This is a genomic window from Amycolatopsis sp. NPDC057786, from assembly GCF_042797905.1.
In the GTDB taxonomy this organism is placed as follows: domain Bacteria; phylum Actinomycetota; class Actinomycetes; order Mycobacteriales; family Pseudonocardiaceae; genus Amycolatopsis.
Genome location: NZ_JBHVKW010000085.1, coordinates 18,686 through 38,862 on the forward strand (window position 1 = coordinate 18,686; position 20,177 = coordinate 38,862).

The window sequence follows — 20,177 nt, forward strand, 5'->3', positions numbered from 1 at the left end:
AAGAATGTTGAATTTATCGCCTGGTCCGTTCATGATGACGCCATGGCTGGTGAAGACACTACCGCTCGGCGCCGGGGACGGCGGCCCGGTGGACAGGACACCCGCACCGCGCTGCTCGAAGCGGCCCGCGCGGTGTTCGGCGAGAGCGGTTTCGACGGTGCGACGGTACGCGCGATCGCGACGCGCGCCGGGGTCGACGCGGCGATGGTCAACCACTGGTTCGGCAGCAAGGAGGGCCTGTTCGGGCAAGCCATCCTCAAGCTCCCCTTCGACCCGCGCGAACTCGTCGCCGAACTGACCGACGGTCCCGACGACGAGTTCGGGCAGCGGATCGTGCGGACCTTCCTCACCCGATGGGACGGCGCGGGCGGCGAAGTGTTCCAGGCGCTCGTCCGCAGCGTCGCCGGACACGAGCAGGCGGCACAGGTGCTGCGCGGGTTCTTCCAGAACTTCTTCACCAAGGTGATCGGCGACATCGGCTCGGACAACATCGAACTGCGGACGACCCTGTGCGCGTCCCAGCTGGTCGGCATGGGCATGGTCCGGTACGTCGCGAAGTTCGAGCCGATGGCTTCGAGCGAGATCGAGCCGCTGGTGACCGCGATCGCGCCGACCATGCAGCGGTATCTCACCGGAAAGATCGACTGAGCCCGGGCCGTGTTCGCCCTCCGATCACGCGAGTTACGCCTTCAATCACGCGAGTTCGCCGTCTGATCACGCGAGTTCGCCGTCTGATCACGCGTGTCCGCCGTTTGGGCACGCGACACGCGTGATCAAAGGCGGAACTCGCGTGACTGGGGGCGTAACTCGCGGGCCGGGTGTCGCCCGCTCAGGCCGTGTCCGGCTCGATCTCCTTGACGGGAACGGTGTGGAGCCGGTCCTTGAGGAACCGTCCGCGCGGGAAGATCACGATCATGTCCGTTTCCTCGCCACCGACGAAGACGGGGACCTTCTCGAGTCCCTCGAAACGGGGAGCGATCCGCAGCGACCGCCGCGTCTGAAGCAGCTTGTAATCGCCCTCGGGATAGACGTCGATCCTGGGGAACAACCAGCCGGGCCGCACCGTCGCCGTGGCCTCGCGCAAGCCGGTCTTCAGGGCCGAGCGATACCTGCTCCGCCAGAGATAGGCGGCGAGCAGGCAAGCGGGAAAACCGAAGAAGGCCGCGAAAGCCAGCGGCTTCAGCAATTCGTACCGGGTCAGCTGGAAACCCACTTGGCAGGCGACGAAGTAGGCGGGCCAGAAACGGACAACGCCAGCGCGCGCACCTTGAAACGCGTCAGATTCTCGATCAGGGGGACGGCCACGTCATCGTGGATCGTCAGCGCGGCGACGTCTCTGTCCGAAGTGGAGCGAGGCCGCCCGGCGACGCGCGGACGCCTTCTGGGACGGTCACGCTGGGCCGGTCTTCGCTTCACCACCGCCGGTCAGCCCGCGAGCAGCACCGCGATCAGCGCCAGCGTGCCGGGGACCACCTGCACGAAGAAGATCTTCTTGCTCGCCGTCGCCGTCCCGTAGAGCCCGGCCACGATCACGCAGGCGAGGCCGAAGATCTTGAACTGCCAGGCGGTACTGCCGGTCGCGATCAGGCCCCAGATCAACGCGGCGGCGAGGAAACCGTTGTACAGCCCCTGATTCGCCGCCAGCGTCTTGGTCTCCTTCGCGAATTCCTCGGTGGTGCCGAAGGAGGCGCGGGCGCGCGGCGTGGTCCACAGGAACATTTCGAGCACGACGATGTACAGGTGGATCAGGGCGACGATGCCGACCAGAACGTTGGCGACGACATTCACGGGTTCTCGCTCTCGTCGGCCAGCAGCAGCCGTTCGTCGGTGTCGAAGCAGGTGTGCGTGCCGGTGTGACAGGCCGGGCCGGTCTGGTCGACGCGCAGGAGGACGGTATCGCCGTCGCAGTCGATCCGCACCTCGCGCACGTGCTGGACATGACCGGAGGTCTCGCCCTTGACCCACAGTTCCTTGCGGCTGCGCGAATAGTAGGTGCCGCGCCGCGTGCTGAGGGTACGCTCGAGCGCCTCGTCGTTCATCCACGCCATCATCAGCACGTCCGATGTGGAGTGTTCGACGACGACGGCGGCGATCAGCCCGTCGGCGTTGCGCTTCAAGCGATCCGAGAGGGCGGGGTCAAGCGTCATTCGTGGCTCCGAGAAGGTGCCGTTTCACCGGCATCGAGTTGAGCAGGACCGCCGTGTAGATGTACCCGGCGAACAGCAGCCCGGAGACGATCTTCACCCAGAAGAGTTCCGCCGCCAGCAGGGAAAGCGCGTGCAGCAATCCGAAGAGGAAGCTGACGACGAAACCGGCGAACCGTGCCGAAGACATCTTCAGCACCAGCCCCGCCACGACCAGGCCGCCGAGGACCAGTGACGTCCCCGGCAGCAGGAACGTCCTCGCGGTGGAGTACGGCGCGAACATGAGGATCACGGCCATCGCGATGTAGACGAGGGGAAGCCCGAGCAGCAGCGCGCAGACGACCTTGACCTCGGTGGAGGCCTTCCATTTGGCCAGGATCACCGGACCACGACTCCCCCGGCGCGCAGCGCGCTCTTGACCTCGCCGATCTTCAACTGCCCGAAGTGGAACACGCTGGCCGCGAGCACCGCGTCCGCACCGGCCTCGACGGCGGGCAGGAAGTGCTCGAGCGCGCCGGCGCCGCCACTGGCGATCACCGGGACCCGGACCGCCGCCCGCACCCGGGTCAGGAGTTCGAGGTCGAAGCCGTTCTTGGTGCCGTCGGCGTCCATCGAGTTGAGCAGGATCTCGCCGACGCCGAGTTCCTCGCCTCGCGCGGCCCACTCGACGGCGTCGATCCCGGTGCCGCGGCGCCCGCCGTGCGTGGTCACCTCGAACCCGGACGGAGTCGGCTCGGTCCCCTCGGGGACCCGGCGCGCGTCCACCGACAGCACGACGCACTGGGCGCCGAACCGGCGGGACGCCTCGCGCAGGAACTCCGGCCGCGCGATGGCGGCGGTGTTGATGCTCACCTTGTCCGCACCCGTGCGCAGCAACCGGTTGACGTCGTCGTTCGTCCGCACGCCGCCACCGACGGTGAGCGGGATGAACACCTGCTCCGCGGTCCGGCGGACGACGTCGAAGGTGGTCTCACGGTCCCCGGAGGACGCCGTGACGTCGAGGAACGTGAGCTCGTCCGCGCCCTCGGCGTCGTACAGGCGGGCGAGCTCGACGGGGTCGCCGGCGTCGCGCAGGTCGGCGAAGTTGACGCCCTTCACCACACGGCCCGCGTCGACGTCGAGACACGGGATGACCCTGACTGCGACTGACATGGGGACAAGCGTAGTCAAGAGCCGTTCTAAGCTCGCGGGATGGCACAGGCGGGGCGGCGGCCGGGGCAGACCGAGACGCGGGAGGAGATCCTCGAAGCGGCGAGGCGCAGATTCGCCGAACAGGGTTACGACGGGGCGACCGTCCGCGCCATCGCGGCCGACGCCGGGGTCAACGCGGCGCTGCTGCACCATTTCTTCGGTACCAAGCAACGGCTCTTCGCCGCGTCGATGAACCTGCCGGTGGATCCGGGCGAGCTGGTCCCCCGGATCCTCGAAGGCCCCGAAGAGGAGATCGGCGAGCGCCTCGTCCGCGCGTTCCTCGGTCTCTGGCAGGCACCGGACGGCCGCGCGCCGTTCCTGGCGATGATCCGGTCCGCGACCACCAACGAGCAGGTCGCGACCATGATGCGGCAGTTCCTGGAGCGGGCGGTGCTGGCGCGGGTCGCCGAAGCGCGCGGCGTGCCGAAGGTGCGGGTGGCCGGGATCGCCGCGCAGATGATCGGGTTCGCGCTGCTGCGCTACGTCATCGGGCTCCCGCCGCTGGTCAACGCCTCGGAGGAGGAGATCGTCGGGATGCTGGCCCCGGTCGCGCAGTACTACCTGACCCCCGGCACCGAAAAAGTTCGGCTCCCGATGCATCAGGACGGTGGTCTCGCGCGTCACTGGAGCGAGACCACCGGCTGAGGGGACACACGTGCCTGCGACCTTCGACGAGTTCGTCGCGGATCGCCTGGACGGCCTCCTGCGCTACGCGACCGTCCTGACCGACGACCCGTACCTGGCGCAGGACATCGTCCAGGAGGTGCTGCTGCGTGCCCAGGAACGCTGGCCGAAGATCGACCATCCGCCGACGTACGTCCGCCGGATGGTGACCAACGAGTACCTCTCGTGGCGGAGGCGGCTGGCGGTCCGCCGGGTGACGCCGTCGTCACCGGAAGCGCTCGACCTGATGAGCCCGCCGGTCTCCGATCACGCCATCGAGTACGGCGAACGCGACGCGATGCTGGACCGGCTCGCGAAGCTCCCGCGCAAACAACGCGCCGCGATCGTGCTCCGCTACTACGAGAACTACTCCGACGAGGAGATCGGCGCGGTACTCCGCTGCGCGACGTCGACCGTGCGCAGCCAGATCTCGCGCGCGCTCGCGACGCTGCGGGAAACCGAACCGTCCCCGTCCGTGCCCACGGGAGCCCGCAAATGACCCGACTGAGCGAAGAACACACCGAGGACCTGATCCGCGAGAGCCTCGAACACCTGGCGACGCGGGCGCCCGACGGGGCCGAGATCCGCGAAGCGCTGAACCAACGGTCGCGAAGCCGCCCGAAGATGGCTTTGGCGCTGGTCGCGGCGGCGGTCGCGATCATCGCGCTCGGCGTGCCATTGGGCCTGCGGGCCTACACCGCGGTCACGCCCGCCTCGCCGCGCGACGCGGACTGGTCGGTGCTGCCGTACAAACCGGGCTGGCTGCCCGACGGCTTCACGGAGATGAGCCGCTCCGCGAAGCCCTATCCCGCGCCTCAGACCAGGATGTGGAACGGCGGTGAGGCGGGCCAGGTCAAGCTGACCACCACTCCGCTGGACGAGCGGCGCGGGCCGTGGACGATCGCCCCCGCTCCGAACCAGATCATCGTGCACGGCCGGGTCGGCATGGTCTCGGAGGTCGACGGCGACGCGACGATGCTGACCTGGTCGCCCGACGACGCGTACGTGCTGAACCTGACCCTGTACGGCGTGCGGGACGCGCGCGGCGTGGGTCAGCGGATCGCGGACGAGATGGTCAGGGACGGCCGCGCCCGGGTGTCGGGCGAACTGCGGTTCGGCCGGTTGCCCGCCGATCTGGCGCTGTCCGCGGTGAACCTGCCCATGGCGGTCGGCGGCGGCCGGACCGAGCTCGAAGCCACCCGTGCCGGGCAGCCCACCGCTCCGGCGGTCGTCACGGCGAGGCTCGGCGGCGAACGGCCGGACGACGGCGACGCCGCGCCCGTGCCGCTCAAGATCCGGGGCCTCGACGGTTTCGCCCTCCCCGCGCGGAACGGGCGGCTCGGGAAGCTGGACGAAACGGTCGCCGTCCAGGTCGAAGGCGGGCGCTGGCTCACCGTGTCGGGTGAACGGGACCGGGCGACGCTGACCGACATCGCCGAGGGCCTGCAGATCCTCCCCGGCGACTACAGCTGGTTCGGGAAACCGCCGGAATAGTGACGGGCGGGCGGCGGTTGTCGACGACATGACGGACACCTACCGCTCCATCGCGTTCACCGAGTACGGCGACTCCGGGGTCCTGCGCGTCCTCGAACGTGAGCTTCCCGCGCCGGGGCCCGGCCAGGTCAGGGTCGCCGTCCGGGCCGCGGGCGTGAACCCGATCGACTGGAAGATCCGGTCCGGTCTGATGGCGGAGGTGTACCCCGCGAAGTTCCCCGCCGTCCCCGGTGGGGACATCACGGGCGTGATCGACGCGGTCGGCGAGGGGGTTTCCGAGTTCGCCGCCGGTGACGAAGTCCTGGGGTCCGGCATCGGCGGGTACGCGGAGTACGTCCTCGCGGATCCCGCGAAGCTGGTCCGCAAGCCCGAGGCACTGTCCTGGGAGCTGGCCGCGGCGCTGCCGGCGGTCGTCAACACCGCCTATCGCGCGCTCCACCTCCTGGATCTGCAGAAGGGCGAGACGCTGCTCATCGACGGCGCGGCGGGCGGCGTCGGCACCATCGCCGTCCAGCTCGCCGTCGCACGCGGACTCACCGTCGTGGGCACCGCGAGTGAAGCGAACCACGATTACCTGCGCTCGTTGGGTGCCGTCCCGGTGCAGTACGGCGAAGGGCTCGCCGAGCGCGTACGCGACGTCGCGCCGCAGGGCATCGACGCGTCCTTCGACGCCTCCGGACGCGGCTCGCTCGCCACCCTCGTCGAGCTGACCGGCGGCCCGAAGCGGGTCATCACCATCGCCGCGCCGGACGCGGCCGACCACGGCGTCCGGTTCACGTCGGGATCCCCCGCCGAGCAGGTCCCCGGCTCGCTGGCCGAAGGTGCCGCGCTCGCCGCCGAAGGCAAGCTCGACCTGCCGATCGCCCGGGTGTACCCGCTCGACGAGGCGGCCGCGGCCCAGGACGAGAGCGAACGGGGCCACGTCCGGGGCAAGCTCGTCCTGGTCCCGTGAACCTTCCCGCGACGGCGAGCTGGCTGCATCGGGACGCGAGGACCGGCGTCGAGGTCGCGTTCTTCGAAGAACACGAAGGCGGCTGGCGGATCAGCGGTGCCACGACGGCGGTCGAGGACGGCGAATCCTGGTTCGTCGAGTACGCGATCACCGTCGACGCCACCTGGCATACGAGGTCGGCGGAGCTCTCCGGCCGGTCGGCGAGCGGGGCCCGGCGCACGGTCCTCGAATCCGGCGGCGACGGACGCTGGCGAGTGGACGGGGTCGCGGATCCGCGCCTCGACGGCTGTTTCGACGTGGATCTCGAGTCGTCGTCGATGACGAACACGCTGCCGGTGCACCGGCTCGGTCTGGCGCCGGGCGCCGCCGCCGAGGCGCCCGCCGTGTACGTCCGGGCGGGTGACCTCGCCGTCGAGCGGCTCGAGCAGCGCTACGAGCGGATCGGTGAGCGCGATTTCGCCTATGCGGCACCGGTCTTCGATTTCTCGTGCGTGCTGCGTTACGACCGGCACCTGCTGGTCCGCGACTATCCGGGCATCGCCGTCCGGCTGTCCTGAAACCCGCGACCCCTTGACTCGCGCTTCTCAACGAGCGCAGAATTAAACGCATGGCTAATTCAGCGATCTCCGTGACGGGACTGAGGGTCGTCCGCGGCGGTCGCGAGGTCGTCAAGGACATCGCGTTCCGGACGCCGCGCGGCCGCGTCACCGGCCTGCTCGGGCCGAGCGGCTGCGGCAAGACGACGCTGATGCGCGCGATCGTCGGCGTGCAGATCGTCGCCGCGGGCGAGGTCACCGTGCTCGGCCATCCCGCGGGCAGCCCGCCGCTGCGTCGGCTGATCGGCTACGCCACCCAGAACCCGGCCATCTACGCCGACCTCACCATCACGGAAGCCTTGCGCTACTTCGCTTCCGTCCTTCGCGCGCCGATGTCCGATGTGGACAGGGTGATCGCCGAAGTCGGGCTGACCGACCACGCGGGCAAGCTGGTCGGCTCCCTGTCGGGCGGCCAGCACAACCGCGCCAACCTCGCCGTCGCGCTGCTCGGGAAGCCCGAACTGCTCGTCCTCGACGAACCGACGGTCGGCCTCGATCCCGTACTCCGCGACGAACTCTGGGCGCTGTTCCGCCGCCTCGCCGAGGCCGGGGCGACGCTGCTCGTGTCCAGCCACGTCATGGACGAGGCCGCGCGATGCGACCGCCTGCTGCTCATGCGCGAAGGCCGCATCCTCGCCGACGACACCCCGGCCGGGCTGCGCGAACGTACCGGCACGACCGATCTGGAGCAGGCGTTCCTGCGGCTCGTCCGGGAGACGGAGACGACCTCGTGAACCCCACGCTGACGCTCGCCACGGCCCGCCGCATCCTCTTTCAGCTGCGGCACGATCCGCGCACCGTCGCGATGCTGATCGTCGTCCCGTCACTGCTGATGGTGCTGCTGCGCTTCGTCTTCAACTCCGAAGCGGTGTTCAGCCGGGTCGCCCCGGCGCTGCTCGGCGTCTTCCCCTTTCTGATCATGTTCCTGATCACCTCGATCACCACGCTCCGCGAGCGCACCACGGCGACGCTGGAACGGCTGATGACCCTGCCGATCGGCCGGATGGACCTGCTCTTCGGCTACGCGATCGCGTTCGGTTCGATCGCGATCGTGCAGGTCGGCGTCGCCGCCGGGGTCTCGCTCGCCTGGCTCGGCCTCGACATCGCGGGCTCGATCGGGATGCTGCTGCTCATCGCCGTTCTCGACGCCCTCCTCGGGATGGCGCTCGGCCTGTTCGTGAGCGCGTTCGCGCGGACGGAATTCCAGGCGGTGCAGTTCATGCCGCTGTTCGTGCTGCCGCAGATCCTGCTGTGCGGGCTGTTCGTCCCGCGCGGCGAAATGGGCTGGCTCCTGAACTGGCTTTCGAACGTGATGCCGCTTTCGTACGCGGTCGAAGCGCTCACCCGGGTCACCACCTCGGGCACCGTGGACGCGACCCTCATCCGGAACCTGCTCGTCGTCGGGGCGTGCGCCCTGGCCGCGCTGGTGCTCGGCGCGGCGACCTTGCGTCGCCGGACGCCCTAGACTTTCCCCATGGGATCGGAGTTCGAGCGGATCGCCGCCGAGAAGTACGTCGTCCTGACCACCTTCCGCAAGAACGGCACCCCGGTACCGACCCCGGTCTGGGCGGCGGGCGACGGCGGCGAACTGGTGATCTGGTCCGAGCGGAAGGCCGGCAAGGTCAAGCGCATCCGCAACAGCGGCCGCGTCGAGGTCCAAGCGTGCGACTTCCGCGGCGCCAAGACCCATGGCGACGTCGTCGCGGGCGAGGCGCGACTGCTGGACCTCGACGAGACCGAACGCGTGCGCAAGGTGATCGCGCGGAAGTACGGGATCACCGGGCGGGTCACGATGTTCTTCAGCAGGCTGCGGGGGCCGAAGGACCGGACCGTGGGCATCGCGATCAAGCTGGCGGAGTAGATCAGGCGGCCTGCGACGCCCGCAGCGAAGCCGCCAGCGCCGCCGAGTCGTGGTCCGGCCCGCATCCCTCCACCAGGATCAGATCGCCGGGGATGTGGTCGGCCCGCAGCGGCAGGATCTCCCGGTACGCGGGCGAGTCGTACCACTCCCGCGCGGCGTCGAGGCTCGGGAACTCGATGAGCACGAGCGCCCCCGGCCACTCCCCCTCGACGACGTGGACCCCGGCCCCGTGCACGAGGAACCTGCCGCCGAAGGGATCGAGCGTGGCCTGGATCCGTTCCATGTACTCGAAGACCTCTTCGGCCAGCACAGCGGCGGGGCGAAGGTGGGCGAGTCCGTAGGCGGTCATGGTGTCCCTCCAGGGTTTCGTTGTCCTGGAAGGAATCCTGACCGAGCAGGCGCGTGGCGTCGATTACCCGGGAGGTAAAGCTCAGAACTCCGCGACGGCCGCGAGCGCCTCGGGCAGGGTGAACGCGCCGGCGTAGAGCGCCTTGCCGACGATGGAGCCTTCGACACCGTCGCGGGCCAGCGCGGCCAGCGCGCGAAGATCGTCCACACTGGACACACCGCCGGAGGCGATGACCGGCGCGTCGGTGCGGGCGGCGACCTCGCGGAGCAGGTCGATGTTCGGCCCCTGGAGGGTGCCGTCCTTGCTCACGTCGGTGACGACGTAGCGCTGCGCGCCGTCGCGGTCGAGCCGGTCGAGGACCTCCCAGAGGTCACCGCCGTCCTGCGTCCAGCCGCGGGCGGACAGCCGGTGCCCGGCCTCGGTGATCCGCACGTCCAGCCCGATGGCGACGCGGTCGCCGTAGGACGAGACGACCTTCGCGGTCCACTCCGGGTCCTCCAGCGCCGCGGTACCGAGGTTGACGCGGCGGGCGCCGGTGGCCAGCGCGGCCTCCAGCGAGGCGTCGTCGCGGATGCCACCGGACAGCTCCACCTGGACGTCGAGCTTGGCCACGACGTCGGCGAGCAGTTCGCGGTTGGACCCCTTGCCGAACGCGGCGTCGAGGTCCACCAGATGGATCCACTCCGCCCCGTCGCGCTGCCAGGCGAGCGCCGCCTCCAGCGGGCTGCCATAGGAGGTTTCGGTGCCGGCCTCGCCCTGGACGAGTCGCACGGCCTGGCCATCGGCCACATCAACGGCGGGAAGGAGCGTGAAAGTCACGCGCCCACTCTAAGACAGGCTCTTCAGCCAGTTGCGCAGCAGGTGCGCCCCGGCGTCCCCGGACTTCTCGGGGTGGAACTGGGTCGCCCAGAGCGGCCCGTTCTCGACGGCGGCGACGAAGTCCTGGCCGTGGTTCGCCCAGGTCACCTTGGGCTGCTGCCCGGCGAGGCCGGAGTCCAGTTCCCAGGTCCGCGCGGCGTAGGAGTGCACGAAGTAGAACCGCGTATCCGCGTCCAGACCGGCGAACAGCTGAGAGTCCTCCGGGGCTCGGACGGTGTTCCAGCCCATGTGGGGCAGGACGTCCGCCTCCAGCTTGTCGACCGTGCCCGGCCACTCACCGGCGCCCTCGGCCTCCACGCCGTGTTCGACACCGCGTTCGAACAGGATCTGCATGCCGACGCAGATGCCCAGCACCGGACGGCCGCCGGCGAGGCGCTTGCCGATGATCTTCTCCCCCGACACCGACCGCAGCCCCTCCATGCAGGCGGAGAAGGCGCCGACACCGGGGACGACCAGGCCGTCGGCCTCGAGCGCGGCATGCGGGTCGGCGGTGACCTCGACGTCGGCGCCGGCGCGCTGGACAGCACGTTCGGCGGACCGGAGGTTGCCGGACCCGTAGTCCAGGATCACCACGCGAGGAGTAGCCACGCGTCCCAGGTTAGCGGACCGGTCTTTCTCCGGATTTCCTGTTTCGACGTTCACTCTTCTGGGTAATAACGCCTCCAAGTGAAAGGCCGGCGCAGGACCGCCCTGCACTTTTGGAGGAACGATGCAGGACGCCGACGAACTGACCCGCCTGCTCAGCGCCTGGCGAGAAGACATCGACAGCGTGCCTTTCCCTACCTTCGCGGAGCTGCTGATCCCGGCGCAGAAGCGGCGCTCCGCCCCCGCCCGGAAGGCCACGGCATCGGTTCAGGTGACGAAGACCACCGGATGGCGGGATCGCTGACACTCGACTCCGGTCGCGTGTGTGGTTTTCTTCATAGGAAGGTGCCCCACCGAGCCGACCAGGAGTGACCGCATGAGCAGCAGCCCGGATCCGCGCGACTTCCTCGATCTCGACGCCGAGCTCACCGCCGAGGACCGGGCCATGCGTGACGCCGTGCGCTCCTACGCGCAGGACCAGCTCCTGCCGAACGTCGCCGACTGGTACGAGACGGGCGCGCTGCCCGCCGCCGAGCTCGCCAAGGGGTTCGGGCAGCTCGGACTGCTCGGCATGCACCTGGAGGGTTACGGCTGCGCCGGGACCAGCGCCGTCGCCTACGGCATCGCCTGCCGTGAGCTGGAGGCCGTCGACTCCGGGTTGCGCAGCTTCGTCTCGGTGCAGGGTTCGCTGGCGATGTACGCGATCCACAAATGGGGCACCGAGGAGCACCGGCAGGAGTGGCTGCCCCGGATGGCCGCCGGTGAGGCGCTCGGCTGCTTCGGCCTGACCGAACCGGACGCCGGCAGCGACCCCGGCAGCATGCGGACCCGCGCGGTGCGCGACGGTTCGGACTGGGTGCTGAGTGGCACGAAGATGTGGATCACCAACGGAACCGTGGCCGACGTCGCGGTCGTCTGGGCGCAGACCGACGAAGGCGTGCGCGGTTTCGTCGTCCCCACGAACACGCCGGGCTTCACCGCGAACGAGGTCAAGCACAAGCTGTCGCTCCGGGCCTCGCTGACCGCGGAACTCGTGCTCGACGGCGTCCGCCTGCCCGATTCCGCGGCTTTCCCCGAGGTCAGGGGCCTGCGCGGACCGCTGTCCTGCCTGAACGAGGCACGCTACGGGATCCTGTTCGGCGTCGTCGGCGCCGCCCGCTCGTGCTACGAATCCGCGCTGGAGTACACGCTGAGCCGGGAACAGTTCGGCAAACCGCTTGCCGGATTCCAGCTCACCCAGCGCAAGCTCGCCGATCTCGTCGTCGAGGTCAACCGCGCCGGTCTGGTCGCGCTGCGGATCGGGCGGCTCAAGGACGCCGGGACGCTGCACCACAACCACGTCAGCTTCGGCAAGCTCGCCAACGTCCGCTCCGCGCTGGAGGTCGCCAGGACCGCGCGCGCCATGCTCGGCGCCAACGGGATCTCGCTGGAGTACCCGGTGATGCGGCATATGTCGAACCTGGAAACCGTGCTGACCTACGAGGGCACCGAAGAGATGCACGCGCTCTCGCTCGGCCAGTCGGTCACCGGTCTGGCCGCCTTCCGCTGAGCCGCCGGAAACTGTCGGTGCGGGCCTCTATGGTCCGCGCATGACCGTTTCCCCCGAGTTCCAGTCCGTCGTCGAGCTGCGCCGGTACACGCTGCACCCCGGCCGCCGCGACGAGCTGATCGAGCTCTTCGAGCGCGAGTTCGTGGAGAGCCAGGAGGCCTGTGGCATGCGCCTGTTCGGCCTCTTCCGCGAGCCCGCGGAGCCGGACAAGTTCGTGTGGCTGCGCGGTTTCCGGGACATGGAGACCAGGCGGGCCGCGCTCGAATCGTTCTACCACGGGCCCGTGTGGCGAGAGCACGGCCCGGCGGCGAACGAGACGATGATCGACGCCTCGGACGTCCTGTTGCTGCGACCGTCCGGGCCGGGGTTCCCCGCTCCTGGCGGCGCCGGGGATTCCCGGCTGCTGGTGACGGTGTGCCATCCGGCCGTCCCGGTCGAGGAGTTCTCCCGGTACTTCGCGGACAACGTGGCGCCCGCCCTGCGGGAATCCGGCGTGGACACGTTCGGCCACTTCGAAACGGAGCCCGCGGAGAACACCTTCCCCCGTCTTCCCGTACGGGAGAACGAGTCGGTGTTCGTCTGGTTCACGAAGTTCACGGAAGAACACCGCGAGCTACTGGACCGGACGGGTGCCGGACTCGCGGGCAAACTCGAACGCCCTTGGCAGCAACGGGAACTGACGCCGACCGCGCGGTCAACCCTGCGCTGAAAGGAGGTCCGCGAGTCCGTCCGGGTACAGGATCGCCTTGCCGCTCGCCACGTCGGCCATCGGCAGCCAGTGCACGCGCGCGCCGTCGTCGAGCACCACACCGACTTCGTCGCGCTCGTAGAACGCCTTGTCCGTCAGATCCGCGGTGAACAGGAACACGATCTCGTGCCCCGGCCTGCCTTCGTAGGTGTACACGTTCTCCAGAACGGCGATCTGCTCGACCGAGGTCAGCTCCGCCGCGAGTTCCTCCCGGAATTCGCGGTGCAGCGCCTCGGCGGCGGTCTCCCCGAACTCGATACCGCCGCCGAGCGGGCGATGGTAGGTCTCGCCTTTGGCGTGGTCGCGGCCTTCGAACACGAGAAGGTCTTCGCCGCGGCGGATGACCCCGAGCGCGAGCGGGCGGATCTTCGTCATCCTGGTGACGCTAGCGTCCTGCGCCGGAAATTCGTAGGCCTTCTCGGCGGCCCGGCTTCCCGCTGGACGCACGGCCGAAAGCGCAGGTACAACCAGTACAAGCCGCTTCCGGCCGCACGCCCAGCAGAAACCCGGATCCACCGAATAAGGCGCACGAATTTCCGGCGCAGCACGCTAGCTGAGGAATTCCTTGACCGACAAGGCGATCGAACCGGCGTCGAGGCCGTGCGCGAGGTCGTGGTCGGCCATTTCGCCGTAGATGCGTACTTCCGCGTCACGCCGGACGCCGAGGGAGAGCAGCCGGTGCGGCGTTTCGGACAAGGCGTCCGTCACCGCGTGCGCCGACGTTCCCGCGAGGTACGGCTCGATCAGCACGACGTCGGCGGTCCCGGCGGCTTCGACGGCCGCGCGCAGCCCGGCGGCGTCGAACGGCCGGATCGTCGAGGTGTAGAGCACGGTCACGTCGAGATCGGCGGTCGCGTCCAGCGTCCGGTCGAGCATCGGTCCGACGGCCACCACCACCCCTCGCCCGCCTTCGCGCAGCGTTTGCAGGCCCGCGCCCAGATGCGCTTTCGCGTTCTCCTGCGCGGAAAGCCGGAGATAGACGCGCCCGTCGCCAGGGATGGATTCGAGCAGCAGCCGCCGTGCCTCTTCGGGATGCCCCGGCACGTGCACGGTCCAACCCGGCAGCGTGTCGATGAGGGCGACGTCCCCTGGCGCCTGGTGGGTCCGCCCGGCGGTCGGCATGTCGTAGGACGCGCCCGAGGACACCAGCACGGCCCCGACGTCCTGGTGCCCGAGGTCGAGTTTGACCTGCTCGAACGCCCGCTCCACGAGGAACGACGAGAAGGTGTGGACGATCGGGCGCATCCCGGCCAGCGCGAGACCGCCCGCGGTGCTCATCATCAGTTGTTCGCGGATGCCGACGTTGAGCACGCGGTCTGGATGTTTCCGCGCGGCGAAGGCGAGTTGCGCCGCGGAGATGTCGGCGAGCACGACGGCGACGTTCGGGTCGGCGTCGAGCGCTTCGGCGGCGGCTTCGAGAAACGTTTCACGCATGTTCACGGGTTCAGGCCTTTCGCTCGACGGTCGCGACCACGGCGAGCGGCCGGTCCGGATGAGGGGCGGTGAAGGCTTCGTGGAGCGCGTCGTGATCGCGGCCGTCGACGGTGCGGGTCGTCCAGCCTTCGACCTCGAACCGGCGTGCGATCCCGCCGGGCCAGCCGTGCGTCGCCGAGGAGTTGTCGATGACGACGGCGGTCAGCTGCGGCATGCCGATCCGGCCGGCGACCGCGATGGCCTCTTGGTTGGAACCCTCGTCGAGTTCCGCGTCGCCGAGGAGGGTGACGACCTTGGCGTCACGGAATCCCTTGGCGCGCAGGCCGAACACGGTGCCGATGGCCAACGGAAGCCCGTGCCCGAGCGAACCGCTGGAGATTTCGGCCCCGGGAAGCCTCGCCCGGTCGGGATGATGACCGAGCCGGGACTCGGCCGACGTCCAGTCGGCGAGTTCTTCCTCGTGGAGGAAACCCTTCTTCGCCAGCACCGCGTAGTAGGCCATCGGGCCGTGGCCCTTCGACAGCAGGAAACGGTCGCGGCCCGGATCGCGGACGTTCTCCGGGGTGATGTCGAGCACACGGTCGTAGAGCACCCACAGCACGTCCACAGTGGACTCCGCGGCGGCCTGGTGTTTCTCGTCCCCGGTCATCAACGAGATCAGCCTCGGCAGATCCTCGTAGCCGGTCTTGGTGTCGGTGGTCATGAACCGAGGTTGCAACCTCGACTTAGGTCGAAGTCAAGGCTAACCTGGCGACGTGACGAGACTGGCTGAACACCTGAGCATCGGGCAGGTCGCCGACCGCAGCGGCGTGCCCCATACGGCTTTGCGTTTCTACGAGGACAAAGGACTGATCAGCTCCGAGCGCTCGGCGGGCAATCAGCGCCGCTACTCGCGTTCGGTGCTGCGCCGGATCGCCTTCATCCGCGCCGCGCAGCGGGTCGGGCTCAGCCTGGACGACATCAGCTCGGCACTGGAGACCCTGCCCAAGGACCACGCGCCCACCAAGGCCGACTGGGCCCGCCTTTCGCGGGGCTGGCAGGACGAGCTCGACGCGCGGATCGACGCGTTGCAGCGCCTGCGCGACAGGCTGACCGGATGCGTCGGCTGCGGTTGCCTCTCCCTGCGCAGCTGCGGGCTCTACAACGCCGACGACCAGATGTCCCGGTTCGGCCCCGGCGCCGGGAAACTGCGCCCGGCTTCCGAGGGCGGCATCTGAATTCCGTTGCCACGCCGGGGCCGGATGTGCGTCACTGTGACTCGAAATGGACAAGAAGAACCTCATCCGGGTCTCGAAACGACTCTCCCGGCACCTGCGGCACGCACCCGGCGACATCGGGATCACCCTCACCCCTGACGGCTGGGTCGACGTCGACACGCTTCTGGCGGCCTTGCGGCGCAACGGTTTGCCGCTCACCCGCACCGAACTCGACGAAGTGGTCGACGGCAACGACAAGCGGCGCTTCGCCTTCGACGAGGCCGGGCTGCGGATCCGCGCCAGCCAGGGCCACAGTGTCGACGTCGACCTCGCGCTGCCCGCCGCGATCCCGCCGGACGTGCTCTACCACGGCACGGTCTCCCGGTTCCTCGACGCGATCCTGCGCGAGGGGCTCCGGCCGATGAAACGGCACGCCGTGCATCTCTCGGCGACCGTGGACACCGCGCGGGCCGTCGGGGCGCGGCGCGGCGTCCCGGTGCTGCTCGCCGTGGACGCCAGGGAGATGTCCGCCGCCGGACACGAATTCCAGGTGAGCGCGAACGGAGTCTGGCTCACCGCCGTCGTTCCGCCGGAATTCCTGCGCCGTCTCCCCTAGACCAGGCCATTGGCCCGCAGGAGCCCGAGCATGCCCACGGTGAACATCCCGTTCCACTCCAGCGCGGCGGCGGGCGAATAGCTCGCGTAGTCGACCCGCCAGCCGCCGTCGTCGTGCTGCCCGCCTGCCACCCGCCGCAGATCCGCTTCGACGACCTCCGGCCGGAAGAGCTTTCGTGCCGGGCCACCGGGTTCCGGCGCGAAGTCGAGCGGGCGCATGGCCTCGCCCTCGATCCCGCCGCCGACGGCGACCACGCCGTCGTCCGGGACGAACCGGCCGAGCTTCTCGACCAGGCGCGTGTCGCCGAGCGTGTCCACCAGCTTCATCGCGAAGGCGAGCACGAGCGCGTGCGGTGCCTCGTCGAGCTTTTCGATCTCGTCGAGGCAGTAGCGCGTCGCCTTCGCGAGCCAGGGGTGCGCGGCGACCGCGGGATCGTGCGCCGCGACGCGATGCGCGGTCACCGCGACGATCGCGGTGATCTGCAGCGACGAGACCCCCGGATCCGCGCCGGCCCAGAACGGCGCGCTGCCCTCGGGATCCGGCATCGGCAGTGCGAACGGGATCCCGCCGTCGGGCAAGGAGATCGAGGCGAGCCAGTCGCAGAGTTCGGCCGCACGCGGACTTGTCGACTTGCCGACGTCGGCGAAGACCTCGAAGGCGTGCAGCGCGCCGGCGGGTTGGCTGGTCACCGAGCGGCAGTCGGGTTCGAGCCCGTGACCGTAGCCGCCGTCGGAATTGCGGTACGCCTCCAGCGCCGCGAGCGCCGCCGCCGGATCACCGTCACGAAAGAGGACGTCGAAGCGACGCCTGTCGAGCAGCCGGGCCTGGGTGGCCATGAACGTGGCCGCCGCGTTCAGATCGATGTTCATGCCGACAGGGTCGCGCGGATCGCGGCGCCTGTCTTGAACACATCGGTCACGAACGGCGGCGCGGGCGGTTGTAGAGCTTGCGGCCGACGCTGAGGAGCGTTTCGCGCAGCGTCTCGTCGTCGAGCGAAGCGACCTCGGGCGAGCCGCCGGCGAGGGCGATACCGGCAAGGAGCACCTGCGCGGTGACCATCCCCAGCGCGTCCGGCTCCGGGCCGGCCAGGATCTCCAGCAGCCGGTTCTTGAAGCTTTCCGAGCGGTGGACGGATTTTTCGATCGCGCGGGCGATACCGGGGTCGCTGGAGAACAGGGCGACCAGCGCGCGGTGCCGCACGACGAGATCGACGAAACCGTCGAGCAGGTGGTCGATCTGCGCGCCACGGGTGCGCTGGACGCGGGCGTCGTCGACGATGCCTTCGAGCTCCCGCAGCACGGGTTCGGCGACGGATTCGGTGATCTCCGCCTTCGTCTTGAAGTGGTAGTAGACGGCGGCCTTGGTGACGCCGAGGGCGTCCGCGATCATCTGCAGCGAGGTGCCTTCCACGCCGTGTTCGGTGAACAGCCGCAACGCCGTGCCCAGCAGTCGCGTGCGGGTGTCCTCCACGTGGACGACGTCCATGTTCCCTCCTCGTTCAGCCGTCGGAGATTACGTCAAGCGTGGCCGCCTGGCCAAACGAGTACTAGCCGTGCGGCTAGTCACACACTTGCCGATCGGCTTGTACGGCCCTAGCCGATCGGCTAGCTTGAAATGAACCTGAACGAGTGAACGGGAGACTTTCGTGGCCAGCTTCCTGTACCGCCTGGGCCGGTTCTCGTTCCGGCGCCGGGCACTGGTGACGGCGGTGTGGGCCGCCGTCCTGGTGGCCCTCGGCGCGGGCGCGCTGACCCTGTCCGGCCAGCTGTCGAACTCGGTGACCATCCCCGGCACCGAATCGCAGAAGGCGATCGACCAGCTCGCCGACCGGTTCCCGGAAGCCGCCGCCGGTGGCGCGACGGCGCGCGTCGTCATCTCGACGCCCGGCGACATCACCGACGCCAACGGGCAGGCGGCGATCGCCCGCCTCGTCACCGGACTCAAGGACGCGCCGAAGGTCGCCGGCGTGGTGGACCCGCTGCAGGCGCAGGCGATCTCGCCCGACAAGCACGTGGCGCTGGCGCAGGTCAGCTACCGCGTCCAGGGCTTCGAGCTCACCGACGCCGACCGCGACGGCCTGATGGCCGCTGCGGATTCCGCCAAGGCCGCCGGGTACACCGTGGACTTCGGCGGTGACGCCGTCCAGGCGATGCCCGCCACGAACGCCACCGAGGGCCTCGGTGTCGCGGTCGCCGCCGTCGTCCTGATCATCACCTTCGGTTCGCTGCTCGCGGCCGGGATCCCGCTGCTGACCGCGCTCATCGGCGTCGGCATCGGCATGGCGGGGATCACCACGGCGTCCGGCTTCCTCGAACTGAACACGAACACGCCGGTGCTCGCGCTGATGATCGGTCTCGCCGTCGGCATCGACTACGCGCTCTTCATCGTTTCCCGCTACCGGCACGAACTCTCGATCGGGCGAGATCCGGAGGAAGCCGCCGGACGCGCCACCGGCACGGCGGGCTCCGCGGTGGTGTTCGCCGGGCTGACTGTGATCATCGCGCTGGCGGGCCTGACCGTCGTCGGCATCCCGTTCCTCGGCGAGATGGGCGTCGCCGCGGCGATCACCGTCGCCATCGCGGTCGTCATCGCGCTCACCCTGCTGCCAGCCGTGCTCGGTTTCGCGGGCGGCAAACTGGCGGGCGGCAAGATCCGCTTGCGCCGCAAGGAAAGCGCCACCACCCACGGCGAGCGCTGGGCGCGGTTCGTTGCCCGCCGCCGGATCCCGGTGCTGATCGCCGCGATCGCCGGTCTCGCGATCGTCGCCATCCCGGCCGCGAGCATGCAGCTCGGCCTGCCGAACGACAGCACCGCCGCGCCGGACAGCACCCAGCGCAAGGCCTACGACACCGTCGCGCGCAGCTTCGGCGAGGGCGCGAACGGGCCACTGGTGATCGTCGTCGACCTGAGCGGCAGCACCGACCGCCAAGCCGCGCTCCAGCAGGCGGCCGCGGGCATCGGCGGCCTCCCCGAACGCCCGATCGTCACGCCGCCGAAGACCAACCGGGCCGGTGACCTGGCGCTGCTGACCGTCATCCCGAAGAGCGGCCCGAGCAGCACCGCGACCGAAGACCTGGTCAGCGACATCCGCGGCCTGAACGCGGGCCTCGGCACGGCCACCGGCGCGTCACTGGCGGTGACCGGCCAGACCGCGGCCAACATCGACGTCTCGGAGAAACTCGCCGACGCGATGCTGCCCTATCTCGCGCTGATCGTCGGGCTCGCGTTCCTGTTGCTGATGCTGGTGTTCCGGTCGATCGTCGTGCCGCTGAAGGCGACGCTGGGCTTCCTCGGCTCCGTGGTCGCGACGTTCGGCGCCGTGGTGGCGGTGTTCCAGTGGGGCTGGCTCACCGACCTGCTCGGCGTGAAGACGACCGGGCCGATCATGAGCATGCTGCCGATCCTGCTGATCGGCGTGCTGTTCGGGCTCGCGATGGACTACCAGGTGTTCCTGGTGACGCGGATGCGGGAGGAATACGTCCACGGTGCCGACCCGCAGCAGGCGATGGTCACCGGTTTCCGGCACGGCTCCCGCGTCGTGGTCGCCGCCGCCCTGATCATGATCAGCGTGTTCGCCGGGTTCGTCCTCGCTGAATCGTCGCTGATCCAGTCGATCGGGTTCGCGCTGGCCTTCGGGGTGCTGGTGGACGCCTTCGTGATCCGGATGACCATCGTGCCGGCGCTGATGTCCCTGCTCGGACGCGGTGCCTGGTGGCTGCCGAAGTGGCTGGACCGCGTGCTGCCCGATGTGGACGTCGAAGGCGAGAAGCTCGCGAAGCAGCTGGACGCGCCTGACGAGCGAGAGCTGGTCGACGCCTCGAAGTAGGTCGCCGTTGGAGGTTGCGAAAGCCACGAGCCCGGGTCGCACCCGCACAAGTACGTGAAGGCCCCCTTCACTGCGTCTAGCGCAGTGAAGGGGG

28 protein-coding genes are annotated in these 20,177 nt (G+C 69.5%); 15 read left to right on the forward strand and 13 right to left on the reverse strand.

Features of this window, described 5'->3' with window-relative positions; all coding sequences use genetic code 11:
• Window positions 1-42: 42 nt before the first annotated feature.
• Entirely contained in the window at window positions 43-648 is a 606-nt protein-coding gene (locus ACFVM3_RS31905; protein WP_378443643.1) for a TetR family transcriptional regulator, read from the forward strand.
• 181 nt (window positions 649-829) lie between these two features.
• On the opposite strand, the gene ACFVM3_RS31910 is transcribed toward ACFVM3_RS31905, so the two are convergent.
• The 5 genes from ACFVM3_RS31910 to hisF all read right to left on the reverse strand — a co-directional run bounded on the left by ACFVM3_RS31910 (window position 830) and on the right by hisF (window position 3,296).
• Window positions 830-1,213: a hypothetical protein gene (locus ACFVM3_RS31910; RefSeq protein ID WP_378443644.1), complete on the reverse strand. Its 384-nt coding sequence runs from the start codon at window positions 1,211-1,213 to the stop codon at window positions 830-832.
• Between the two features lie 212 nt (window positions 1,214-1,425).
• Window positions 1,426-1,788, reverse strand: coding sequence for a DUF1304 domain-containing protein (locus tag ACFVM3_RS31915; RefSeq protein WP_378443645.1), 363 nt, complete (start codon window positions 1,786-1,788; stop codon window positions 1,426-1,428).
• Window positions 1,785-2,147, reverse strand: a complete 363-nt coding sequence (gene hisI, locus ACFVM3_RS31920) for a phosphoribosyl-AMP cyclohydrolase (RefSeq protein ID WP_378443646.1) — start codon at window positions 2,145-2,147, stop codon at window positions 1,785-1,787. The genes ACFVM3_RS31915 and hisI overlap by 4 nt, the downstream gene beginning before the upstream one ends.
• A complete protein-coding gene (locus ACFVM3_RS31925; protein ID WP_126733712.1) occupies window positions 2,137-2,526 on the reverse strand; it encodes a hypothetical protein in 390 nt (129 codons plus the stop codon). Before ACFVM3_RS31925 ends, hisI begins: the two co-directional genes overlap by 11 nt.
• Window positions 2,523-3,296 (reverse strand): imidazole glycerol phosphate synthase subunit HisF, encoded by a 774-nt coding sequence (gene hisF / locus ACFVM3_RS31930; protein ID WP_378443647.1) that lies wholly within the window; start codon window positions 3,294-3,296, stop codon window positions 2,523-2,525. Before hisF ends, ACFVM3_RS31925 begins: the two co-directional genes overlap by 4 nt.
• 39 nt (window positions 3,297-3,335) lie before the next feature.
• Here hisF and ACFVM3_RS31935 point away from each other — a divergent pair, with 39 nt between their 5' ends.
• From ACFVM3_RS31935 to ACFVM3_RS31970, 8 genes are read left to right on the forward strand one after another with little or no spacing between them, the layout of a single operon-like run.
• On the forward strand, window positions 3,336-3,980 hold the full coding sequence (locus ACFVM3_RS31935) for a TetR family transcriptional regulator (protein ID WP_378443648.1): 645 nt from the start codon (window positions 3,336-3,338) through the stop codon (window positions 3,978-3,980).
• Window positions 3,981-3,990: 10 nt separating this feature from the next.
• A complete protein-coding gene (locus tag ACFVM3_RS31940; RefSeq protein WP_126733713.1) occupies window positions 3,991-4,497 on the forward strand; it encodes a SigE family RNA polymerase sigma factor in 507 nt (168 codons plus the stop codon).
• Entirely contained in the window at window positions 4,494-5,492 is a 999-nt protein-coding gene (locus ACFVM3_RS31945; protein WP_378443649.1) for a hypothetical protein, read from the forward strand. The genes ACFVM3_RS31940 and ACFVM3_RS31945 overlap by 4 nt, the downstream gene beginning before the upstream one ends.
• 28 nt (window positions 5,493-5,520) lie before the next feature.
• Window positions 5,521-6,444 carry an NADP-dependent oxidoreductase gene (locus tag ACFVM3_RS31950; protein WP_378443650.1) on the forward strand — a complete coding sequence of 308 codons (924 nt, stop codon included), beginning with the start codon at window positions 5,521-5,523 and terminating at the stop codon, window positions 6,442-6,444.
• Entirely contained in the window at window positions 6,441-7,001 is a 561-nt protein-coding gene (locus ACFVM3_RS31955) for a putative glycolipid-binding domain-containing protein (protein ID WP_378443651.1), read from the forward strand. Before ACFVM3_RS31950 ends, ACFVM3_RS31955 begins: the two co-directional genes overlap by 4 nt.
• A 50-nt stretch (window positions 7,002-7,051) precedes the next feature.
• Window positions 7,052-7,774 (forward strand): ABC transporter ATP-binding protein, encoded by a 723-nt coding sequence (locus ACFVM3_RS31960; protein ID WP_378443652.1) that lies wholly within the window; start codon window positions 7,052-7,054, stop codon window positions 7,772-7,774.
• On the forward strand, window positions 7,771-8,505 hold the full coding sequence (locus ACFVM3_RS31965; RefSeq protein WP_378443653.1) for an ABC transporter permease: 735 nt from the start codon (window positions 7,771-7,773) through the stop codon (window positions 8,503-8,505). The genes ACFVM3_RS31960 and ACFVM3_RS31965 overlap by 4 nt, the downstream gene beginning before the upstream one ends.
• A gap of 9 nt (window positions 8,506-8,514) precedes the next feature.
• On the forward strand, window positions 8,515-8,901 hold the full coding sequence (locus ACFVM3_RS31970; RefSeq protein ID WP_219150321.1) for a PPOX class F420-dependent oxidoreductase: 387 nt from the start codon (window positions 8,515-8,517) through the stop codon (window positions 8,899-8,901).
• A 1-nt stretch (window position 8,902) separates the two neighbouring features.
• On the opposite strand, the gene ACFVM3_RS31975 is transcribed toward ACFVM3_RS31970, so the two are convergent.
• The 3 genes from ACFVM3_RS31975 to hisH all read right to left on the reverse strand — a co-directional run bounded on the left by ACFVM3_RS31975 (window position 8,903) and on the right by hisH (window position 10,702).
• On the reverse strand, window positions 8,903-9,250 hold the full coding sequence (locus ACFVM3_RS31975; protein ID WP_378443654.1) for a DUF1330 domain-containing protein: 348 nt from the start codon (window positions 9,248-9,250) through the stop codon (window positions 8,903-8,905).
• Window positions 9,251-9,331: 81 nt separating this feature from the next.
• Window positions 9,332-10,069, reverse strand: coding sequence for a bifunctional 1-(5-phosphoribosyl)-5-((5-phosphoribosylamino)methylideneamino)imidazole-4-carboxamide isomerase/phosphoribosylanthranilate isomerase PriA (gene priA / locus ACFVM3_RS31980; RefSeq protein WP_007029948.1), 738 nt, complete (start codon window positions 10,067-10,069; stop codon window positions 9,332-9,334).
• Between the two features lie 9 nt (window positions 10,070-10,078).
• Window positions 10,079-10,702 carry an imidazole glycerol phosphate synthase subunit HisH gene (hisH, locus tag ACFVM3_RS31985; RefSeq protein WP_378443665.1) on the reverse strand — a complete coding sequence of 208 codons (624 nt, stop codon included), beginning with the start codon at window positions 10,700-10,702 and terminating at the stop codon, window positions 10,079-10,081.
• A gap of 136 nt (window positions 10,703-10,838) precedes the next feature.
• Here hisH and ACFVM3_RS31990 point away from each other — a divergent pair, with 136 nt between their 5' ends.
• From ACFVM3_RS31990 to ACFVM3_RS32000, 3 genes are all read left to right on the forward strand, one after another.
• Complete coding sequence (locus ACFVM3_RS31990; protein WP_378443655.1) at window positions 10,839-11,018, forward strand: hypothetical protein; 180 nt, start codon at window positions 10,839-10,841, stop codon at window positions 11,016-11,018.
• A 72-nt stretch (window positions 11,019-11,090) separates the two neighbouring features.
• Entirely contained in the window at window positions 11,091-12,263 is a 1,173-nt protein-coding gene (locus ACFVM3_RS31995; protein ID WP_378443656.1) for an acyl-CoA dehydrogenase family protein, read from the forward strand.
• Between the two features lie 40 nt (window positions 12,264-12,303).
• Window positions 12,304-12,972 carry an NIPSNAP family protein gene (locus ACFVM3_RS32000; protein WP_378443657.1) on the forward strand — a complete coding sequence of 223 codons (669 nt, stop codon included), beginning with the start codon at window positions 12,304-12,306 and terminating at the stop codon, window positions 12,970-12,972.
• Here ACFVM3_RS32000 and ACFVM3_RS32005 read toward each other — a convergent pair.
• The 3 genes from ACFVM3_RS32005 to ACFVM3_RS32015 all read right to left on the reverse strand — a co-directional run bounded on the left by ACFVM3_RS32005 (window position 12,958) and on the right by ACFVM3_RS32015 (window position 15,148).
• Window positions 12,958-13,386 (reverse strand): NUDIX hydrolase, encoded by a 429-nt coding sequence (locus ACFVM3_RS32005; protein WP_378443658.1) that lies wholly within the window; start codon window positions 13,384-13,386, stop codon window positions 12,958-12,960. The two genes, ACFVM3_RS32000 and ACFVM3_RS32005, sit on opposite strands and share 15 nt — an antisense overlap.
• Before the next feature lie 174 nt (window positions 13,387-13,560).
• The gene (locus tag ACFVM3_RS32010) at window positions 13,561-14,451 is read right to left on the reverse strand and encodes a transketolase family protein (protein ID WP_378443659.1); all 891 of its coding nucleotides are present in this window, start codon (window positions 14,449-14,451) and stop codon (window positions 13,561-13,563) included.
• Between the two features lie 4 nt (window positions 14,452-14,455).
• Window positions 14,456-15,148 (reverse strand): transketolase, encoded by a 693-nt coding sequence (locus tag ACFVM3_RS32015; RefSeq protein ID WP_378443660.1) that lies wholly within the window; start codon window positions 15,146-15,148, stop codon window positions 14,456-14,458.
• A gap of 52 nt (window positions 15,149-15,200) precedes the next feature.
• Here ACFVM3_RS32015 and soxR point away from each other — a divergent pair, with 52 nt between their 5' ends.
• Together soxR and ACFVM3_RS32025 are read left to right on the forward strand one after the other, a co-directional pair.
• Complete coding sequence (gene soxR, locus ACFVM3_RS32020) at window positions 15,201-15,662, forward strand: redox-sensitive transcriptional activator SoxR (RefSeq protein ID WP_016335982.1); 462 nt, start codon at window positions 15,201-15,203, stop codon at window positions 15,660-15,662.
• Window positions 15,663-15,708: 46 nt separating this feature from the next.
• Entirely contained in the window at window positions 15,709-16,257 is a 549-nt protein-coding gene (locus tag ACFVM3_RS32025) for an RNA 2'-phosphotransferase (protein ID WP_378443661.1), read from the forward strand.
• On the opposite strand, the gene ACFVM3_RS32030 is transcribed toward ACFVM3_RS32025, so the two are convergent.
• Both ACFVM3_RS32030 and ACFVM3_RS32035 read right to left on the reverse strand, forming a co-directional pair.
• Window positions 16,254-17,126, reverse strand: a complete 873-nt coding sequence (locus ACFVM3_RS32030) for a hypothetical protein (protein ID WP_378443662.1) — start codon at window positions 17,124-17,126, stop codon at window positions 16,254-16,256. The genes ACFVM3_RS32025 and ACFVM3_RS32030 overlap by 4 nt on opposite strands.
• Before the next feature lie 46 nt (window positions 17,127-17,172).
• Entirely contained in the window at window positions 17,173-17,742 is a 570-nt protein-coding gene (locus tag ACFVM3_RS32035; protein WP_378443663.1) for a TetR/AcrR family transcriptional regulator, read from the reverse strand.
• A 160-nt stretch (window positions 17,743-17,902) separates the two neighbouring features.
• On the opposite strand from ACFVM3_RS32035, the gene ACFVM3_RS32040 reads away from it, so the two are divergent.
• Window positions 17,903-20,083 (forward strand): MMPL family transporter, encoded by a 2,181-nt coding sequence (locus ACFVM3_RS32040; RefSeq protein WP_378443664.1) that lies wholly within the window; start codon window positions 17,903-17,905, stop codon window positions 20,081-20,083.
• Window positions 20,084-20,177 lie beyond the last annotated feature (94 nt).

Excerpts from the sequence above, each read along its gene's own strand:
- ACFVM3_RS31905 (WP_378443643.1), top strand. The coding sequence starts at position 43 with ATGGCTGGTGAAGACACTACCGCTCGGCGCCGGGGACGGCGGCCCGGT.
- hisI (WP_378443646.1), bottom strand. The coding sequence starts at position 2,147 with ATGACGCTTGACCCCGCCCTCTCGGATCGCTTGAAGCGCAACGCCGAC.
- hisF (WP_378443647.1), bottom strand. The coding sequence starts at position 3,296 with ATGTCAGTCGCAGTCAGGGTCATCCCGTGTCTCGACGTCGACGCGGGC.
- ACFVM3_RS31935 (WP_378443648.1), top strand. The coding sequence starts at position 3,336 with ATGGCACAGGCGGGGCGGCGGCCGGGGCAGACCGAGACGCGGGAGGAG.
- ACFVM3_RS31945 (WP_378443649.1), top strand. The coding sequence starts at position 4,494 with ATGACCCGACTGAGCGAAGAACACACCGAGGACCTGATCCGCGAGAGC.
- ACFVM3_RS31950 (WP_378443650.1), top strand. The coding sequence starts at position 5,521 with ATGACGGACACCTACCGCTCCATCGCGTTCACCGAGTACGGCGACTCC.
- ACFVM3_RS31960 (WP_378443652.1), top strand. The coding sequence starts at position 7,052 with ATGGCTAATTCAGCGATCTCCGTGACGGGACTGAGGGTCGTCCGCGGC.
- ACFVM3_RS31970 (WP_219150321.1), top strand. The coding sequence starts at position 8,515 with ATGGGATCGGAGTTCGAGCGGATCGCCGCCGAGAAGTACGTCGTCCTG.
- ACFVM3_RS31975 (WP_378443654.1), bottom strand. The coding sequence starts at position 9,250 with ATGACCGCCTACGGACTCGCCCACCTTCGCCCCGCCGCTGTGCTGGCC.
- ACFVM3_RS31990 (WP_378443655.1), top strand. The coding sequence starts at position 10,839 with ATGCAGGACGCCGACGAACTGACCCGCCTGCTCAGCGCCTGGCGAGAA.
- ACFVM3_RS31995 (WP_378443656.1), top strand. The coding sequence starts at position 11,091 with ATGAGCAGCAGCCCGGATCCGCGCGACTTCCTCGATCTCGACGCCGAG.
- ACFVM3_RS32000 (WP_378443657.1), top strand. The coding sequence starts at position 12,304 with ATGACCGTTTCCCCCGAGTTCCAGTCCGTCGTCGAGCTGCGCCGGTAC.
- ACFVM3_RS32005 (WP_378443658.1), bottom strand. The coding sequence starts at position 13,386 with ATGACGAAGATCCGCCCGCTCGCGCTCGGGGTCATCCGCCGCGGCGAA.
- ACFVM3_RS32015 (WP_378443660.1), bottom strand. The coding sequence starts at position 15,148 with ATGACCACCGACACCAAGACCGGCTACGAGGATCTGCCGAGGCTGATC.
- ACFVM3_RS32025 (WP_378443661.1), top strand. The coding sequence starts at position 15,709 with ATGGACAAGAAGAACCTCATCCGGGTCTCGAAACGACTCTCCCGGCAC.
- ACFVM3_RS32030 (WP_378443662.1), bottom strand. The coding sequence starts at position 17,126 with ATGAACATCGATCTGAACGCGGCGGCCACGTTCATGGCCACCCAGGCC.
- ACFVM3_RS32035 (WP_378443663.1), bottom strand. The coding sequence starts at position 17,742 with ATGGACGTCGTCCACGTGGAGGACACCCGCACGCGACTGCTGGGCACG.